This window comes from Streptococcus parasanguinis, assembly GCF_001069785.1.
GTDB lineage: Bacteria > Bacillota > Bacilli > Lactobacillales > Streptococcaceae > Streptococcus > Streptococcus parasanguinis_T.
Map to the genome: position 1 here is coordinate 96,915 of NZ_JVSR01000051.1, position 17,391 is coordinate 114,305.

Genomic DNA, 17,391 nt, shown 5'->3' on the forward strand with positions numbered 1-17,391 from the left:
GACACCGAATGGAAGAAACAAAACAACTTCATCCGCTTCTAGGAACATTCAAGGAGCGGATGAAAATCTTTCATGATGCCGAAGACGGGAATCTTTCAAGGATGTTAGTTTCATCCGAAAAAGCAATTCTCGACTTAACAGGAGCTTTTGATTTGTCAGATTCTCGCACTGAAGAGCTTGTTTTGGAACGTGCAAGATATTTGTACAATGATCAGGTCGAGTTTTTCTTTGCAAATTTTCAAGGAGAACTCCTTGAGTTATCACTTCAAAACCACCCAATAGGAGGAAAAGAGTGCTAGAAACAATCCAAGATTTCTTTGACTTAAAAGAAAATGTTGTCCGACACGTTGGAGACATTTTTGAAGTCGATGATGATCGAAAGAACGAATTGATGAAGAAATTACCTGATTTTGTGAAAGAATACGATTTAGTAGCTTCGAACAATACAAACGAAGATGTAGTTGTGGAAGATGAATAAACCTGAATTTAAATACAAGAAGCCAGAAACCAATACAAGCGAATTAAGAACTCCAGTAGAGTTTTATAACTCAAAAGTACTTGAAGGATTAGATGGCCGGGATGTGAGCTTTGAGAAAGTATTTTATACATTCGCAAAAATCTACTCACCTAGCTTAAAGGATATCGAAATTTCAACAGGAAAATCAATGACTGCAAAGATGACCTTGAAAATTAGAGATCCTTTAACAAGTTATCAACCTGACAATAAGCATTTTGTGCAAGTAAATGATCACCGATTAGAAAATAAAAAATGGCAGATCATTGACGTTCGTCCCGATTATGACAACCGTGATTATTTAATTGTTGTTATTGGTGGATCAAATGACTAGTGGCGCTACATTAAGAGGCTTCGATGAAGTCATCCGGAATTTAGAAGCAAAGCTTGGCGATGCGAAAGTGAGAAGGTCTGCGAATAGAGCTTTGAAAGGCGCAGCAACTGAAACACTTGAAGACTTTAAAGTCGCCCTACAAGTTTTCAAAGATACCGGAGAAACAATCGAAAGCGCAACAGTCGGAAATGTAACGGGTGCTTTTGAAGGAGTGCCAATGGTTAAGCTTGGTTTTGGCGCTGGATCACGTTGGCGGTTGGAACATTTGAACGAATTTGGATATGCCAAAAAGGCCCATCCAAGGGGATTCGGTGTTATTCGAAGATTTTCGGAAGCCAACAAAGAAAAATTTAAATATAGGTTAGCAACTAAATTGAAAGGAGAAGGGCTTGGATGATTAAAGACAAGATATCAGAAATATATGATGCTCTGATGAGCGATGAGGAACTTTCTAAGATCACTATCAAATCATTTGAGCGTCCTGAAACCTTACCAACAGATCAGACGAGTATTGTTATTATCCCACTAGGGCCACCTATCCAAAGTGACCAGGGAAGTAATACAAGCTTTTCGAAAACATTTCTTTATCAAATCAACGTTGAATCGACCAACCGAATTGAATGCAAAAAATTGCAAGGGTTAGTCGAAAAGGTGATGGAATCGCAAGGATTCTACCAAATTGCTGGGGGCCTAGATGAATGGATCCCTGAAATCAAACGCTATGCAGATGCTAGGACCTACAAAGGGAAGAGCAAACTGTATGACGATTATTAGAAAGGAAATTTAAAATGACACAACAAAAACAAGGTACAGCGACAGTCGGTTTTAAAAGTTTGACCGTTCGCATTTTGGATGGGAATCAAACCCCAACAGAAGGAGAAAACCTCTTCATCATCCAGGGTAAAAAAGGAGAAGGTGCGACTCAAACAGCTAAGATCTCTGGTCTTGCCGTTGACCCTACAAAAACATTTGGAAGCAATATCGCCTACCATGTGAACAACCGTGGAGTCGGAGATGTCAAGGTAGACCTTGGTCTCTTGGATATCCCCGTAGCGCTTTACGTTAAAGCTCTCGGATACGAAAACGATGATGACATCCTCGATTTCGGGGCCGATACAGTTTCAAAAGACGTTGCGATCCTGCTCGAATCAAATACCGCAGATGGTGGTGGAGCTTACTACGGATTCTACAAAGGAAATCTGTCAATGGATGCAATCGATCTTAATACGATCAAAGATAAAGCTGATGAGCTTGCTACTACAGATGTATCATTTGCAGCAGGCGCAAGTACTGATGAGCAAACTAAGAACAAGTACGGTACAATGTACTTTGGTAGCGATGAAGCAAAAATCAAGAAATTGAAAGCAAAACTTGGTATGGCAGCAGCAGGGTAATAATTGGGGCGTTTAGCCCCTTTATTTATCTTTATATCGTTGTAAACCTTTACAATTATTGATATAATAAGTTGTGGAGGTTTTGTTATGAAAAATAAGAAAAATACAGTTTTGTTGACGTCAACAATTATGATTACTCTAGTTTCCATTGTACTTGCTATTATGCTCGTAAATTCCAACAACCAACTTTCTAAGACACACAAGGAATTGGAGAGCGTAAAGGAAGAAAAAGATAGAGCTGTGATGGTAAAAGATAAGCTCTCTACATACGTATCAAATGTAGATCACGATTTATTTCTGGAAGCAAATGATTTTGTTCTTGGAATGAATTCATTGACTAGCTACAAATTTGGTGACGGAGTTCTTTTCGACAAAACTCAAATCGCTGTCAGCGAACCGAAAAAACAAACTTCCGGAATGCTTGCGATGAACCATGACTCTAAAAGTTTCATCCCAGTAACGGTAACACTGACTATAAAAAATAACGACTCATCGAATATTGAATTCAATCCAGGTAAATTCCTTGCGAGCGATGACAAAGGAAATTATCTTGCTTATGATTCCGTTATGTCTAACGATGATACCGTTTCTGTTCAATCGGATAAAAGTGTCGTCATACAAGCCGGGAAAGAGGCAACCATAGCTATATTTTATGCGATGGATAATGACCATTCGGATAATGATGTCAATAAAATTGAATTTTTAAATAAAACTTGGACAAAATGAAATAAGCACCATTCGGTGCTTTTTTAATTATAGAAAGGCAAACAATGTCAAAAATTACATTTACCATGAAGAACGAAGCTGGAGAAGATGTACTTTACTCTAGTAAAGAAATTACTACTCGTGATTATCGTGATTACCTTGTATTGAACGACTCACTCACATCAGACAAGACAGAAGTCGAAAAATTGGATCAACAATTAGGCTTCATTGCCTCACTATTCGAAAATGTGACAGTAGAGCAATTACTAGAACATACTGATTTTGCTAAAATCATCGAAGTGTTCACGGAAATTTATGCTCATCTTGTGGGTGATGTGGACCCAAAGGGGAAAAAATAGATCCTAAAAATGCATTAAAACGTTTCTACAAATTCGTTAAGGAAGTTGCTGATGGACCATATAACATGAATGTCCATGATGTGATGGAATTAAGCTGGGAAGATCTGATCGGAATTATTGATCTTGATAAAGATCAAACCGAAAATGCGTCTTTAGATCTAGCTGACATTTTTGGAGAAATGGAAGCATAAAGCCTCTTTGGGCTTTTTTTGTTTGTAAAAGGAGGAAAAATGGCAGGTGGAACGCCACTAGGGCAAATGTATATCGAACTAGGGCTGGACGTGTCAAAGTTCAATCCTAGCTTAACAAGTGCAAAGAACGCTGTGAAGTATTTCCAAAATAATGTCAAAGCGCTCGATAGCACATTGAAAAACAATGGTAAGAGTACTGAACTCCTCAAAGCAAAATACAAGTCTTTAGGACAGGCCATTGAAGCACAAAAGAAAGTACTCGATCAAATGAAGCAGAACTTCGACAAGCTCGATCCTGGATCTGCTAAATTTGACAAAGCTGCTGCTGATATTGAGCGAGAAAATGCAAAATTATCAGCAATGGAAGGACAACTCTACAAAGTAGAGCAAGCCTTGAAAGCTGTTGGACGTGAAAATAGCTTTTTTGGTAAAATGGAAAACTTCGGGAAGAATCTTGTTAAAAGTGGAGACAACATCCAAAAATTTGGCAAGAAAGTTTCTGACTTTGGAGGGACGTTAACCAAAGGAGTGACAGCTCCGTTGATTGCAAGCGCAGGATTTGCAGTTAAGGCTGCCGTGGATTATGAGTCTGCCTTTGCTGGAGTTAGAAAAACGGTTGACGCTACTGAGGGCGAATATAAGAAGATGTCAAATGCTATTCGTGAGGCATCTAAGACAATGCCAGCGAGTGCTGCGGACATTGCGAGAGTAGCGGAAGCGGCAGGTCAGTTAGGGATCAAAAAAGAAAACATTGTTGACTTTTCGAAAACCATGATCGACCTCGGTGAATCTACCAACTTGACTGCTGATGAAGCTGCTACCGCAATGGCCCGTTTTGCAAACATCACTCAGATGCCACAATCTGAATTTAGACGCCTAGGATCAACCATTGTTGACCTCGGAAATAATTTTGCAACAACTGAATCTGAGATTCTGGAAATGGGCTTGCGGTTAGCAGGTACAGGGCATCTGGTAGGATTGACTGAACCGCAGATTTTAGCAGTAGCAACTGCTATGAGTTCCGTGGGTATTAACGCAGAAGCAGGGGGTAGCTCATTCTCTCGTGTCATGCAAAAAATCAACACGCAAGTCCTTTCTGGTGGTAAAAAGCTAGAATTATTTGCGAAAGTATCTGGAATGAGCGCTCAAAACTTTGCTCATGAGTGGAAAACAGAACCACAAATCGCCTTATTAGCATTTCTTGACGGATTGAAAAAAGTCAAGCAGTCTGGTGGGGATGTAACCCAAACTTTAAAAGAACTGGGTATCAAATCAACTCAAGAAGTAGATACTATGCAACGTATGGCTGGTGCTGGAGACTTGCTATCACGAGCCTTAAAAACTGCAAATGGAGCGTGGAAAGAAAATACAGCCCTCACGAACGAAGCCAAAAAGCGCTATGAGACTACAGAATCTCAATTAAAAATCTTTAAAAACCAGATTACTGATTTGGCAATTGAATTTGGCGGACCGCTTCTGAAAGCAATGAACTCTGGCTTGCAAGCTGCAAAACCTTGGGTCCAAAAATTGGCGGACATGGCCAAGGCATTTAGTGAAATGAGCGAGTCTCAGCAACAGAATATCATTAAATGGGGATTACTTGTAGCAGGCGCAGGCCCAGCTTTATCAATCCTTGGCAAAGGTATCGGAGTTATCGGAGGTATCACTAAAGGTATCGGATTCCTTACTCAAGGAATTGGTAAAGTCGGAGGTGGACTTTCTGTTTTAGGAAAGACCTTCCAACTGTTCAAACAAGGAAGCAGTCTTTCTTCTGCATTTAAAACCGCAACTACTGGTATCACTGCGACAAGCACTGCTGCAGAAGGCGCAGTAGCTTCTACCGGCTTATTGGCAAAAGGGATTGCACTACTTGGAAGTACCACTACTTGGGGTATTATAGCAGGAGGAGTAGCTATCGGTTTGATTGCTGCAGTAGCCAAAGAAATGGCAGATGCAGACGAGAGGACTCGGACCTGGGGAACTTCGGTAAACAAGGTCCAAGCAGAGGAACTATCGAAATTAAAAGCTAAAATCGATGATGCCCATCAAGCAATGATTGGTTTTGGAAACGGTGGATCTCAGGCCGTTGAAAATGTCCGTAAGAGTGTGCAAGGACTTTCGAGCGATCTGCAAAAGGCAATTGATAAGGATCTCCAACGCACTCAAAAAAACCTTGAGAAAATTGGAGCTTCTGAAGAAGTCCAAAAACGTGCTGTAGCACAAGCAGAACAGCAGAAGAAAAACGTACAGACAATGACTGATGAGATCATCCAGATCTATCAAAATGCGTCTGACAAAAAACGTAAGATCACTCGTGAAGAACAAGCTCTCATTTACGACTATGAGAACCAATTTATCAACAAACAACTGGAAATACAGAAGTTTTCTGCAGATGAGCGCACAGCCATCATCAAAGCGATGAATGGTCAAATCAACGACTTGAACGAAACCCAGCTAAGGAAAGGATCCGGAGTCGTTGCTAAATGGTTGAAAGATGAAATCAAACTTTACGAAGACCAAACAAAAGCTTTAAAAGAAGAGTATGACAAAGGAACTCTCAATAAAGCTGAATATAACCAAAAACTGGAAGAGTTAAGTGCTCAACACAAGTCCAAAATGGAAGCATTTGGCCGTGAGTATGCCGCTCTTCAAAAGAAACTGAGCGAAAAAGTCCCTCTTAATTTCGGTGATGATCGACAACGTGAGCTATATTTTAGCCAATTACGAAAAAGCTGGGCAGAACTAGGTCTTGATTACGACAAGATGATGGCCAAGGCAGACCAATTTGCTGACATCGTAGGTCGTTCATCCGGTCTTGTGGCTAAAAGTGTACAGAATATGTCACAAGAGACAAGAGATGCAAATCTCTTGTGGAACGGAATGGTATTTGATCCTAAAACCGGACAAGTCAAGACCAATGCTCAGGAAGAAGTCACAAAAGCATTGCAGGCTGAAAACGGCTGGGAGAATATGCAATTTATTCTCAAGCATGCCAATCTTGAAACAAATGCCAAGATGACAATCGGTGAAGCCTTGGTTGAAGTCGGTAAATGGGACAGTTTGACCCCGGCAGAAAAAGAGTTGGTAGTTGGAAATCATCAAGGTATGCAAGCCATTCTTGATAACAAAACATTGCTGGATCAATATAATGCCATGCCGGCAGAAGTAAAAGAATTGTTGATGAAAAACACAGCTTTTCTTGAGTCTGGCGAACGTGCGAAAGCCGTTTTAGAGCATTGGAATCAATTGACACCAGCAGAAAAGGAATTGATTGTTAAGGATGCTGCTAGTGATAAGATGGAGCGTGTTAAACTTGCCGCACAAGCCTTGACCGGAATGAATCCAGTAGTTAACCTTGATGCGAGCGACAAGACACAAACTGCAATTGCAAGTGCATTAGCAAGCATCACAACTTTACCAACACAACACAAGACAGATCTGATTGCTACTCCGGATGGTGTAACATTAGGAAGCAACCAAGCAATGGGAGCTTTAGGACTGTATAATAATTTTTCTGTTCCTACAAAACAGATTACTGCTGATCCAAGTAGTGCAACTAACGCTGCTAACCAAGCAATTGCCAAACAGCAAGAATGGAACAACACACCGTCTCCAGTTAAACCACAACTAGGCGATTCTACTGGAGCAATAACCGCTGCTCGACAAGCTATTGAAAATCAAAACGCTTGGAACGCTACACCAAGCCCGGTGAAAGCTATCAATGCACAAGATAACACTGCAGGACCTGTTTGGAGCGCTCAATCAAATATCAATAGTGTGCAAGGTAAGACGGTATACATTGATGTTGTGAAGCGTATGATTGGAGGAGCAGCAGCAGCACTTGGTTTTAAAGATGGTACAAACTACCATGAAGGTGGTATTGCAATGGTCAACGACCAGCGAAATGCAGTCTATAAAGAAATGGTAACATTACCAGACGGAAGCTCATTTATACCAGACGGACGAGATGTTGTCCTCAATCTGCCTCGTGGATCAAAAGTATTGAGAGCTGACAGAACTAAACGACTGATGAAAAATCTCGGTTTCCCAAGATATGCAACAGGGGTCGGAATTCCGGAAGATGCCAAATTCTTGCGAGAAATGAAAAATGCCAGCCAGCAATTTTTATTTAAAGAAACATCAAACGGAAATAGCTACACTGGTGAAAATATCGTTGCTGAGATTGCAATTCTGAGAGCAAGTTTAGAAAAGATCCTTACTGCTATCCTTGAAAAACCGTCAGAAACCTATTTAGACGGTGATATTTTAGCGCAAAACAGCTATCAAAGATATTCTAAAATCATGGCAAGGGAGGGAATCTAATGTTTAACATGATTATAAATGGATTTGACACTGGATCAATCCCAAACTGCTATGTGACGGATTTCGGAGAAGACCAGACGGCCACACCAAGAGTCGAATCAAATACAATTTACGGAGCTAACGGAGATTACAATCTTTATGATGGAGCTTATGACGGGTACGATAAGACAGTAAGTCTATACGTTGTCAAAACAAGCGAAATCGAAACGATTGTAAATCAATTCAAGCCGGAAGAAAATAAAATAGAGTTTAGTCACCGACCAGGCTCTATTTTTTATGCCGATTTCCAAAGCGCATCATTTAAACAGAACGGATTGCATGCTTGGACTTTAGAAATCAAGTTAAAGATGCACCCATTTAGGTATTTAAACAATGATGTTGCAGTCACTTTGGCAGGCAACGGGACGGTAAACAATCCAGGAACTGTATACTCTGAACCAGTTATCACAATTGAAGGCAATGGAGATGTATCTCTCACCATTGGGAAGCAAACCATGCAACTCACGATTGATACAAAAGCAACAATTGACTGCCGTCATAAAAAACAAAATGTCTATGACAAAAATGGAAATCTGAAAAATACATTGAGAAAAAGAGGTGGTTTCTTCGAAATTGCTCCAGGGATGTCTGGGATTGCAGTTTCAGGAACGGTTTCAAAAATCACAATCAAAGGGAATTGGAGGTATAAAGTATGATCTATCTGCAAGAGGGCAGCTTCCCTCTTAATGAAGCTTATAGCTCCGAAATTGTCCAGGAAGCTAACAGCACTTATCAGCTTACCTTTAAATTCCCCACATCAGATCCAAAATGGGCATTGTTAATTCCGGAAACAGAATTAGTTGCTGATGACTTGCATGGAGAGCAGTACTTTACTATTTTTGAAGTCGAGAAGCAACACGGATATGTCACTGTATATGCCAATCAAGTAGCTACATTGTTAAACGGTTATTCTATCAACAAGATCAATGTTGATAGAGTAAACGGAGCAACTGTGATGAATGCGCTTGTTGCTGGATTCAAACGGGAGACACCATTCACCTTTTTTTCTGACGTGATGTCGAAACACACCCTCAATCTTAAAGATATCTCAGCGATGGAAGCATTGGCCAAAGACAAGCACTCCATCGTTGGGCAATGGGGTGGAGATCTCGTCCGGGATAAGTACAGCGTGCGATTATTAGAGCATGGTGGGATTGAGAACGAATCATTGTTTGCCTACAAGAAAAACATGAAGTCGTTCCAAGAATCAAAATCCACTAAAGAACTGAGAACACGGATCCATTTTAAAAAGGTTATTGAAGCTCACGAGGAAGGTAAGAAAGATCAAATCCTAACCGTGACCATTGATAGCCCACTGATCAATAAATACAAGCATATCTATGAAGCAGATATGGAAGTACAAGATCAGGATGTTGTGGATCAAAAAACGCTTGAGGAATACGGCAAGCGCTATTTCCGTGAAACTCTGTGCGACATGATCGAAGAAAGCCTTGAGATTGATGTTGTCGGCCAGGCAGATCAACCAGTACACATGTTTGATATCGTGAGCATCTTCCACGAGGCCTACGATGTCGATTTGCGAAAAAAGATCACGAAATACAAGTTTAATCCAATGAGCATCAAGCTTGTCAGCATCGGGTTTGGTGAAGTTGCTAGAACTTTAGCAGACTCTATCTCAGGCATGGTCAACGACTCTGTTGACAAGAAAATGAAGTCTTATGATGCTGAATACGAAGCGAAAGTGCAGAAGCTTGTAGATAATGCCAATGCTGAATATGACAAACAAGCAAAAGAGCTGGAAAATAAAATCACAGACGGGATTGAGCAAGCCAAAGCACAAGCTGAAGTAGTTAAGCAGGAAATCTCAGCTCAAGTCACTGAGAAAATCAAGGCGGCAAAACAAGCAAATAAAAATGAAATTGTAGAAGAGTTCAAAGCTCAATACAATGGCATTGAAGTCAATATGCAAGGTTTGGAAGCTACTACTGATCAATTAAAGACCAGTGATGCCGATATCCAGAAGTTAATCAATGACTTTAAAGCTCAGACACAAAGCCAATTTGCTGGAATCCAAGGCGCACAATCACGCTTTGAGCAGACTACAGAGAAAGCCATCTCTGACCTGACCAATGTGGCAAATGGGAAAGTGGATCGCTCTTATGTTGAACAGACAGTGAATGGAATTAAAGAGCAACTTACTTCTTCAACAATCGGTGGGCCTAACTTAATTCGTGATACTGGTTATAAAGAAGGTACGAAGTATTTTGGCAGCAATGGGATTGCAAAAATAGGGAACCATCCATTCTATTTTAACGGCTCAAAACCAATACTTATTTTCTCCAACAATGACCGAACCGAAAAAGTTATAAGTTCCAATCGGTTTTTATTAGAAAAGAATACAGATTATACTCTTAACTTTAGAGGATTTAACAATTCAGCTTTAACATCTTATGATGTTTTCGTTTTGGGCAGACGGAATGGTGAAACTCAAGGCTTCACTATTATCAAACAGTTGATTAATGGCAAGAAATTAAGCATTAGTAACCTAGAAAGTGTATCGGTCCAATTTAATTCCGGAGACATTGATAATGCCTATTTACGTTTTGATAATAACGGAGCGAACAGCGGACAATCTGATTTATATATAGCAGAAATCGACCTGTATAAAGGGACTCAAAAAAGGCCGTGGCAACCAGCCCCTGAAGATCAAGAATATTTAGTAACACAGGCGCAAGCCACTTTTGAAAGAACCATCCAAGGTCTCTCGACCCAATTAACACAATTAGAGATCAAAGCTGGTCCAAATGGTGAACTCGAACAGCGCATGCTGACATACTCTGAAAAAGCTGCTGTTGATGCACTGAAAGCAACAAGGCAGATTCTAGAGCAAGGCTACATAGCAAAAGCTAAATATGAGGAAGATGTAGCTGGAATCAATCGAAGATTTGAAAGTGTTGCAACAGATACAACACCAGACAATCTTATCAGATTTGCGGACACATTAGCTGAATACAGTGTGTCTAATAATAATAATAATAATAATAGGCTTTCAAGGCCGGAAGACGGAATCTTCAAAATGAAAATTGATGGGTCTCCGTCCACAACATGGCTAGGACCTTGTTTCCCAATCTATATTGATCGCATTTTGCAAGGTGATGTATACTCTATCGCATTTGATTACATGATCAAGTCTGGTGTAGAGGTAGACAAAGGCCTAGCGTTTGCATTAAAAAACCATTCAAACAATACTGCCATATTTGCTCAAGGTTTTGCTGACAAAAATACACCGAAAGATAGGTGGATTCGAGCAGAATTCCATTTCACTGCCGATCGTGATTTTGAGTTTAACAAAACAGGAAATTTCCCATTCTACATCTATGCTATAAATAACGGAGAGTTTTGGGTACGAAATCCAATTTTAGTCCGTGGATCTAAGATTCCAGCATTTAGGCCCAGTCCACTGGATAAAGCTGGCACTTCAGAGACTAAAATTGAGTCTAAGATTGCCGAATACAAACAGACCGTAGATGGGCAATTCACAACAATTACCAGCCAAATTGGTGATATGGTGAGAAAAACGGATATCCAAATCACACCAAGTCAAATTTCCTTCGGTACTGGTAAGAGTATTAACGGAAGAACGATCAGCTCCTTAATGGTACAAGAGCCAGAGTCTATTGCTTTAATTGCAAAATTGATTAAAGTAAAAGGGGACATGGTAGTCGATGGATCTATTTTGGGTCGTCACATTGCAAGCGAGAGCGTGGAAACTGGGCACATGAAGGCTGGATCAGTCACCACACCGATTTTAGCCTCAAACTCAGTAACGGCTGATAAAATGCTAGTAGATTCTGCCATGATCAACAAGTTGGTAACTAATCAGGCATTCATCAGGGAATTAATGGCCCAAAAAGCCTTTATCACACAACTTGCCTCGATTGATTTCTCTGCTGAACGTATTAGTGGTGGTAGGATTTTATCTAATAAGGGAGCGATGAAAATTGACCTAGATAACTCGGAAATTGATTTTAATGAAAACGCTCGAATTGAATTTAAGTCTGGTAAAAATGTACTCTTTAGACAACGCACACATCCTCAGAAGAAGCACAACACTATCGGAGCGTTGATGTTTAAAGATTCCGTACATGGCGGTGTTGCGACCACTTTAGGAAATACATCTCATAAATGGATCAACGAAATGACCGACAACCAATCAGATGCTGGGGCGGATGGATCTTTCGCCGGTATCAGAATATTTCGTGATAGTCGTGAAACTCCTTACGACAGGGTGGAATTAGTCGGAGACCGAATCCAATTTAGACACTCTGTGCGTCAAAATGGCGGACTACAATTTCAAACTACTGGATTCACAGTTCCTTCGCACGGGGAAGGAGGGCATGCCGGAGCGTGGAATTTAGGCGTACTACTTGAACATTTCAGACAGAATTTTGAAATAATACGCAAAAAAAACCCTTCATGGGGGCTTAATATATACGGCTTCCCATTCTACAATATCAATTCTGATCAAACAATTCCATTTGACCAATATATCTAATAAGAGGTAGCAAAATGAACGAAAGCACATACATAGCAATCATCACTGATTTAGCCAACCAATTGGCGAATAAGACAATCAACGAGGCTGAATTTAAAGCCCGACTTACTAAATCTCAGGAACATGTAGCACAACTTGTAAATGAAGTTGAAAGCTATCGCTCTGTCCTAGAGTCTGACAAAGATTTAAAGGATCTATTTGAAGAAATTAAAAACAAAAACGAGGTAACAAACTAATGGATTACAAAGTACAATTTAAATCATACGATGCAGTAGCCAACACTACGAAAGTAGCAATCAAGCAAGATTTTCCGTACCGTGTCTTTGAAGAAATCTTGCCAACCAATCGCATGACCGAAGATGATGCGACACTGGTTGAAGCAGTATTGAATATCGTCCGCATGGAGCTTGATACATCTGGCGCAGTCGTATCAATCAAAAAAGAGTTAGACAAATCTGTCGAAGCTAACAATAACGCTATCGCTAAAATCCAAGAATTGACCAAGGAGAACGAAGCGATGACGCAACAAATCCAAAGCATCAAATCAGTAGCTGATTGGTCAGTTCTCGCTCGTGTAACAGATACAGATAATCCAATTGATCCAACTCTGTATGCTAGTGGATTGGAATTGGTAGAATCTGGGCAAGTTGGCAAGGAATATAAAGCGCATGATATCTTTGTTGTTAACAATCCAAACTACACAGCGAAATATGGCGAAGGTACTCGTGTGCTTGTGCAAGTAAATAATGATTTTACTTACAACGGCGAATCCGTGGAAGAACTCGAGGGCAAGCTATCACAAGATGGCAAACTTGCAGTCTGGAAATGGGAACTTCCGAAGGAAAACAAACCAGCACAACCAAGCGGAGATCTTGAAACTCAACCAGTGGCGACAGCTACACCACAACCAGTACTTTAATTAGAGAGGGGCGTGATCTATGATCCACTTTACACCAGAAGATATCTCGATGATGGTCGGATTTGTCGGGATCTTACTTGGAATTTACGGTAATTTTAAAGGAAGTGTCGTGGCACAAGAAAAACGTATGGTCGTGATCGAGAAAGACATCGAGAACATGCGTGATTTCCGTCTTACGGCTGTTAGACGACTCGACAACCACGATGAACAAAATAAATCACTGCTTATTTTGGCAGAACAAGTAAAGGCTTTGAGTGAAGACATGAAAGAACTTAAAGCCCTCATTCAAAACAAAAATAATTAACAAGAGGTAATACTATGAAAATCAACTGGAATGTACGTTTGAAAAATAAAAACTTTTGGCTTGCTCTCGTGCCAGCCTTAGCCTTGCTATTCCAAGCATTTGCCGATATCTTTGGCATCAAATTGGAGTTTGGCCAAACGATTGATAAAGTCCTTGTATTTATCAATGTACTGTTTGCCTTTCTTGTACTTGTAGGGATTGTTAACGACCCTACAACATCAGGATTGAGTGATAGCACACGAGCGCTTGACTACGATGAGCCAAACGCTGATTAAGAGGATAACTCTTAAAGTGACAATCTTTTTACTAGCCACTGCCTATTTTTGGGTGGTGGCTTTTGACTTTAGAAAGGAGCAATAAATGGCTACTTTAAATGATATTTTGGGATATGCAGAAGGGTTAGCAGATGCTGGCACTGGTGTATCTATGAGCCAATGGGGGATGCAATGTGCTGCACTACCGAATGCAATCTCTACTTACTTTTTCGGAAAAACTCTCTGGGGCAATGCTATTGATCTACTCAATTCTGCTCGTGATTTAGGTTATGAGGTGGAATATAACCAAGAGGGCAATCTGGACAGCAAGCCACGGGCTGGTGCTGTATTCGTCATGGATACGACATACATCTACGGCCACAGCTACGGTCACACAGGTCTAGTCATCGAAGATTCAGACGGTTATACCATGCGCACCATTGAGCAGAATATCGACGGCAATGCAGACAGTCTTTACGTAGGAGGTCCGGCACGATATAACACCCGTGATTTTAACGGCATTGTAGGTTGGTTTTACTTCCCAGTAGACGGACAACCAGCACAAGTAGCATCCATCGAACCGTCAGAGCCTCTTACAGTAGATTCTAGCGAATTTAATGAGGAAACCGGCACATTTACAGTCGAAGTATCTGCGCTAAATGTACGGTCTTCTGCCGGACTTGCTGGTGAGATTGTAGCGGTGTATACCGCTGGCCAAACTATCAACTATGACGGTTGGTTAGATAATGATGGTTATATCTGGATCACGTATATCGCAGGGTCTGGTAATCGAAGATATGTTGCAGTCGGACAATCTGAAAACGGACGTAGAATTAATAGCTTTGGTTCATTCGCTTAAAAGGAGATGAATTATGAGTATTAATTCAACAAATCTAAAGCAATTTGAAGGTGGTGCAATCGTAAAGCAAGGCGACTCTGCCTCTCTTTTTGGTTATGAGTTGTTGGATGAAAATATGCATCCAATCAGTGATTTAAATGGAAAAAATGCCACAATTAGGATTTTTAACCAAAAAGGAAAGGCTACATTTGAAAGTAAAGTGGATAAATCCAGAGTCACTTTAAAAATCGAAAAAGCCCTTCCGATCGGATCCTATCTGGTTGAAGTCGTTTGCGGTGGCTATATCTTCCCAAGTGATCGCTCAACACGTTTAGACGTCACCCGTTCAGCAGATGAATTTACAAGCGAGGAAGTATTATCGCTTGTAAAAAATGATGTTAAAACTGAAATTGACAAGTATATCGCTGAACATCCAAACGGATCACAAACGGAAGAGTTGCCAGACCTAACAGTACTATACAATCTTGCAAAAATTTAGAGAGGAAAAATTATGACTTTAAATACTGAAAAATTAACATCATTTGCTCAAGCTGTCGGTAGCGACATCAAGGAAATTAAAACCACACTTGCAAGCAAAGCCGACAAGTCAGAACTTGGACAAGCTGGAATCACACAACAACAACTAGACACGGCTATCGCTGGTGTCAAGACTGCCATTTTAGGCGATGGAGTACCAGAAGAATTAGATACTCTCAAAGAGATCGCTGACCGTATCGCAAATGGTGCAGGATCAGCAGACCAAGCTATTGTGTCTAAAATGACAGAGCTTGGCCAAAAATTCACTGACCTTGAAAATACTGACTTCGTACAAATCTATACAATGGCTAAAAATACCCTCTAAGGAGGTGCTGAATGGATAAATTAAAGAAAGCTATAGAATCCATTGGTCGTGATATTGGGACGCTTCAAGCTAATCAAGGCGGAGCGTTGCAAACTTCCAAAGCTTACGAGTTGTTTCCAACGTATGCCACGTTACAAGCGCAGATGACCACGAATATCAAGGAGAAGCACGTAGACCTCGGTCTGGACGCTCTCATCGATACAAAATTGCAAAACGGTGGCGATCCGTTTATCACAAGATCCAAGTTACCAACGATTGACACAAGCCAGCTTGCTTCGAAAAACGATCTTGAAGAGTTGAAGCGTTCAGTCGGTTCTGGTTCTGGTGGCTCTAGTAGCGAATCAAAAGGTCAAGGTTTTCCGTATGAGCTAAATGCTGATATTGGAACAACCTACATCGACACAACCGCTAAAAACGGAGCCTTTAAATGGATCAAAAAGCGTGCTGGCGCTGGCCGTGATAACTGGGTGATTCTAGCGGGTGACACTGGACGAGTGCGGGCCAAGAATGTTTCTTCCGTGCTTGGTGCGTCATTCATGGAATTTAGACGGATTAACTCCACAGTAGAAATCAACTTCGGCGGTCTATCGTGGGGTTGGTTTGGTATCAAGCGGAGAGGCGCGGTGGGATACGTCCCACAAGGATCTGACCGTGAACGAAATGTGGTGATTATAAATGTTAATGGCATACCGCTTGGCTTTCGTCCTATTGGGTCAAAAATCGGTATGATTACCAATGACAAAGGTCAACGTCTTGGCACTTGGTATTTGGGCGGTCCATCAGACGGCAATCAATTTCGTTTGCAATTTGACGACCCAGTGCCGACAGATCGGGACATCGGAGACATTCGCTTCTCAAGCGTGGTATATATCACAGATGACCCGTGGCCAGAAACTCTATAATACATAAGACACACACCCCCTCAATTCGAGGGGGCTTTTTTATTGTGCTTATAACGGCAATTATTAAAATTGTCCGTTGTAACCTCAATCGAATGACTATGTTTTTTTGATTCTCTGCTATAAGCAATGGGTCTTTACATCAAAAAAAGTGATGATTAAATAACCATCACTTTTTGTTTTTTAACTGATTGGCGTATTCTGCCATTTTAATTGCGTGTTTCAAACGCATATTCATAATATCAGAAATACCATTCTTATATTTGTCTACAGCTTGGGTGGATAATCCACAATTTTTACTAATAGAATAGGCTGTGGCATTTTCTAGCAGCCATTTAATAGCATTGATATCAACTAACATATTTACCTCACAAAAAACCAAATGATCACTACGATCAACAGAAGCCCTAAAATAAACTCAAGTTTTTCTCTAGCTGTGGTTTTTTTAACATTAAATTTTACTTTCATCACGATACCTGTTATAATTAAAGCAAGCCCCACCAAGGGGCGGATAGTGATTGCTCACTATCCGAATTCGATGTGCCACTCAATGCTTATGATGAACAAGTTGATTTTGACTACTAGCTTATTCGTCTTAGCTTTGATTGGCTTTTTTCTTCGCCTTAACATTTATTTTTCCTTTCTTTAGTTTCCTTGTCTAAGGTTTCCTCCTTAACCTTATGTATATATTATACAACTAAAGTTGTATTAAATCAAGAGATTTTACTAACTTTTTTTAAAAAAAATAAAAGATTTTTTCCTATTAAATAGCTTCATTCTATATCTCTTTTATAATTAAGCTTGAACTTTCTTGGAACCTATGCTAAACTAGTAATACAAATGATGAGCCGTGAAAGTTTTAGAAGTCAGTACCTAAAACAGACCCTAAAACCTAAAAACAGCGATATAATTAAGTTTTAGAAACTCCCACCGGCTCCAT

At 40.4% G+C, this 17,391-nt stretch carries 21 protein-coding genes; 20 read left to right on the forward strand and 1 reads right to left on the reverse strand.

What is annotated here, in order from left to right; translation table 11 throughout:
* Positions 1–8 precede the first annotated feature (8 nt).
* The 20 genes from ADG03_RS03965 to ADG03_RS11060 all read left to right on the forward strand — a co-directional run bounded on the left by ADG03_RS03965 (position 9) and on the right by ADG03_RS11060 (position 16,454).
* Complete coding sequence (locus tag ADG03_RS03965) at positions 9–299, forward strand: hypothetical protein (RefSeq protein WP_031575412.1); 291 nt, start codon at positions 9–11, stop codon at positions 297–299.
* Entirely contained in the window at positions 293–478 is a 186-nt protein-coding gene (locus ADG03_RS03970) for a hypothetical protein (RefSeq protein ID WP_049472235.1), read from the forward strand. The genes ADG03_RS03965 and ADG03_RS03970 overlap by 7 nt, the downstream gene beginning before the upstream one ends.
* Entirely contained in the window at positions 471–848 is a 378-nt protein-coding gene (locus ADG03_RS03975) for a hypothetical protein (protein ID WP_049472237.1), read from the forward strand. Before ADG03_RS03970 ends, ADG03_RS03975 begins: the two co-directional genes overlap by 8 nt.
* Positions 841–1,245: a hypothetical protein gene (locus ADG03_RS03980; protein ID WP_009732627.1), complete on the forward strand. Its 405-nt coding sequence runs from the start codon at positions 841–843 to the stop codon at positions 1,243–1,245. Before ADG03_RS03975 ends, ADG03_RS03980 begins: the two co-directional genes overlap by 8 nt.
* The gene (locus ADG03_RS03985) at positions 1,242–1,622 is read left to right on the forward strand and encodes a hypothetical protein (RefSeq protein ID WP_031575424.1); all 381 of its coding nucleotides are present in this window, start codon (positions 1,242–1,244) and stop codon (positions 1,620–1,622) included. The genes ADG03_RS03980 and ADG03_RS03985 overlap by 4 nt, the downstream gene beginning before the upstream one ends.
* A gap of 14 nt (positions 1,623–1,636) precedes the next feature.
* Positions 1,637–2,242: a major tail protein gene (locus ADG03_RS03990; protein ID WP_049472239.1), complete on the forward strand. Its 606-nt coding sequence runs from the start codon at positions 1,637–1,639 to the stop codon at positions 2,240–2,242.
* An 87-nt stretch (positions 2,243–2,329) separates the two neighbouring features.
* Positions 2,330–2,968 (forward strand): DUF4352 domain-containing protein, encoded by a 639-nt coding sequence (locus ADG03_RS03995; RefSeq protein ID WP_049472240.1) that lies wholly within the window; start codon positions 2,330–2,332, stop codon positions 2,966–2,968.
* A 44-nt stretch (positions 2,969–3,012) separates the two neighbouring features.
* Positions 3,013–3,306, forward strand: coding sequence for a phage tail assembly chaperone G (gpG, locus tag ADG03_RS04000; protein WP_009732631.1), 294 nt, complete (start codon positions 3,013–3,015; stop codon positions 3,304–3,306).
* Positions 3,307–3,371: 65 nt separating this feature from the next.
* Positions 3,372–3,497: a hypothetical protein gene (locus ADG03_RS11925; RefSeq protein WP_009732632.1), complete on the forward strand. Its 126-nt coding sequence runs from the start codon at positions 3,372–3,374 to the stop codon at positions 3,495–3,497.
* 39 nt (positions 3,498–3,536) lie between these two features.
* Positions 3,537–7,820 (forward strand): phage tail tape measure protein, encoded by a 4,284-nt coding sequence (locus tag ADG03_RS04005; protein ID WP_049472242.1) that lies wholly within the window; start codon positions 3,537–3,539, stop codon positions 7,818–7,820.
* Complete coding sequence (locus tag ADG03_RS04010) at positions 7,820–8,515, forward strand: phage tail family protein (protein ID WP_049472243.1); 696 nt, start codon at positions 7,820–7,822, stop codon at positions 8,513–8,515. The genes ADG03_RS04005 and ADG03_RS04010 overlap by 1 nt, the downstream gene beginning before the upstream one ends.
* Complete coding sequence (locus ADG03_RS11055; RefSeq protein ID WP_053090703.1) at positions 8,512–12,375, forward strand: phage tail spike protein; 3,864 nt, start codon at positions 8,512–8,514, stop codon at positions 12,373–12,375. Before ADG03_RS04010 ends, ADG03_RS11055 begins: the two co-directional genes overlap by 4 nt.
* A gap of 14 nt (positions 12,376–12,389) precedes the next feature.
* Positions 12,390–12,611, forward strand: a complete 222-nt coding sequence (locus tag ADG03_RS04020; protein ID WP_049472245.1) for a hypothetical protein — start codon at positions 12,390–12,392, stop codon at positions 12,609–12,611.
* Complete coding sequence (locus tag ADG03_RS04025; protein WP_049472246.1) at positions 12,611–13,294, forward strand: hypothetical protein; 684 nt, start codon at positions 12,611–12,613, stop codon at positions 13,292–13,294. Before ADG03_RS04020 ends, ADG03_RS04025 begins: the two co-directional genes overlap by 1 nt.
* Before the next feature lie 19 nt (positions 13,295–13,313).
* Complete coding sequence (locus tag ADG03_RS04030; RefSeq protein WP_049472248.1) at positions 13,314–13,598, forward strand: DUF7365 family protein; 285 nt, start codon at positions 13,314–13,316, stop codon at positions 13,596–13,598.
* A 14-nt stretch (positions 13,599–13,612) separates the two neighbouring features.
* The gene (locus ADG03_RS04035; protein ID WP_049472249.1) at positions 13,613–13,873 is read left to right on the forward strand and encodes a phage holin; all 261 of its coding nucleotides are present in this window, start codon (positions 13,613–13,615) and stop codon (positions 13,871–13,873) included.
* Positions 13,874–14,039: 166 nt separating this feature from the next.
* A complete protein-coding gene (locus ADG03_RS04040) occupies positions 14,040–14,711 on the forward strand; it encodes a CHAP domain-containing protein (protein WP_239667182.1) in 672 nt (223 codons plus the stop codon).
* A gap of 13 nt (positions 14,712–14,724) precedes the next feature.
* Complete coding sequence (locus ADG03_RS04045) at positions 14,725–15,189, forward strand: hypothetical protein (RefSeq protein WP_053090704.1); 465 nt, start codon at positions 14,725–14,727, stop codon at positions 15,187–15,189.
* A 12-nt stretch (positions 15,190–15,201) separates the two neighbouring features.
* Entirely contained in the window at positions 15,202–15,552 is a 351-nt protein-coding gene (locus ADG03_RS04050; protein WP_049472252.1) for a hypothetical protein, read from the forward strand.
* 143 nt (positions 15,553–15,695) lie between these two features.
* Positions 15,696–16,454, forward strand: coding sequence for a hypothetical protein (locus ADG03_RS11060; protein WP_152902917.1), 759 nt, complete (start codon positions 15,696–15,698; stop codon positions 16,452–16,454).
* A 166-nt stretch (positions 16,455–16,620) separates the two neighbouring features.
* Here ADG03_RS11060 and ADG03_RS04060 read toward each other — a convergent pair whose 3' ends face one another.
* Positions 16,621–16,812, reverse strand: coding sequence for a hypothetical protein (locus tag ADG03_RS04060; protein ID WP_049472254.1), 192 nt, complete (start codon positions 16,810–16,812; stop codon positions 16,621–16,623).
* Positions 16,813–17,391: the final 579 nt, after the last annotated feature.

Bases quoted from the DNA above. Each gene is read 5' to 3' on its own strand.
- ADG03_RS03985 (WP_031575424.1), top strand. From the start codon at position 1,242: ATGATTAAAGACAAGATATCAGAAATATATGATGCTCTGATGAGCGAT.
- ADG03_RS04040 (WP_239667182.1), top strand. From the start codon at position 14,040: ATGCAATGTGCTGCACTACCGAATGCAATCTCTACTTACTTTTTCGGA.
- ADG03_RS04030 (WP_049472248.1), top strand. From the start codon at position 13,314: ATGATCCACTTTACACCAGAAGATATCTCGATGATGGTCGGATTTGTC.
- ADG03_RS03975 (WP_049472237.1), top strand. From the start codon at position 471: ATGAATAAACCTGAATTTAAATACAAGAAGCCAGAAACCAATACAAGC.
- ADG03_RS03995 (WP_049472240.1), top strand. From the start codon at position 2,330: ATGAAAAATAAGAAAAATACAGTTTTGTTGACGTCAACAATTATGATT.
- ADG03_RS04045 (WP_053090704.1), top strand. From the start codon at position 14,725: ATGAGTATTAATTCAACAAATCTAAAGCAATTTGAAGGTGGTGCAATC.
- ADG03_RS11055 (WP_053090703.1), top strand. From the start codon at position 8,512: ATGATCTATCTGCAAGAGGGCAGCTTCCCTCTTAATGAAGCTTATAGC.
- ADG03_RS04050 (WP_049472252.1), top strand. From the start codon at position 15,202: ATGACTTTAAATACTGAAAAATTAACATCATTTGCTCAAGCTGTCGGT.
- ADG03_RS11060 (WP_152902917.1), top strand. From the start codon at position 15,696: ATGACCACGAATATCAAGGAGAAGCACGTAGACCTCGGTCTGGACGCT.
- ADG03_RS04025 (WP_049472246.1), top strand. From the start codon at position 12,611: ATGGATTACAAAGTACAATTTAAATCATACGATGCAGTAGCCAACACT.
- ADG03_RS11925 (WP_009732632.1), top strand. From the start codon at position 3,372: ATGAATGTCCATGATGTGATGGAATTAAGCTGGGAAGATCTGATCGGA.
- ADG03_RS04010 (WP_049472243.1), top strand. From the start codon at position 7,820: ATGTTTAACATGATTATAAATGGATTTGACACTGGATCAATCCCAAAC.
- ADG03_RS03990 (WP_049472239.1), top strand. From the start codon at position 1,637: ATGACACAACAAAAACAAGGTACAGCGACAGTCGGTTTTAAAAGTTTG.
- ADG03_RS04035 (WP_049472249.1), top strand. From the start codon at position 13,613: ATGAAAATCAACTGGAATGTACGTTTGAAAAATAAAAACTTTTGGCTT.
- ADG03_RS04005 (WP_049472242.1), top strand. From the start codon at position 3,537: ATGGCAGGTGGAACGCCACTAGGGCAAATGTATATCGAACTAGGGCTG.
- ADG03_RS04020 (WP_049472245.1), top strand. From the start codon at position 12,390: ATGAACGAAAGCACATACATAGCAATCATCACTGATTTAGCCAACCAA.
- ADG03_RS04060 (WP_049472254.1), bottom strand. From the start codon at position 16,812: ATGTTAGTTGATATCAATGCTATTAAATGGCTGCTAGAAAATGCCACA.
- ADG03_RS03965 (WP_031575412.1), top strand. From the start codon at position 9: ATGGAAGAAACAAAACAACTTCATCCGCTTCTAGGAACATTCAAGGAG.
- gpG (WP_009732631.1), top strand. From the start codon at position 3,013: ATGTCAAAAATTACATTTACCATGAAGAACGAAGCTGGAGAAGATGTA.
- ADG03_RS03980 (WP_009732627.1), top strand. From the start codon at position 841: ATGACTAGTGGCGCTACATTAAGAGGCTTCGATGAAGTCATCCGGAAT.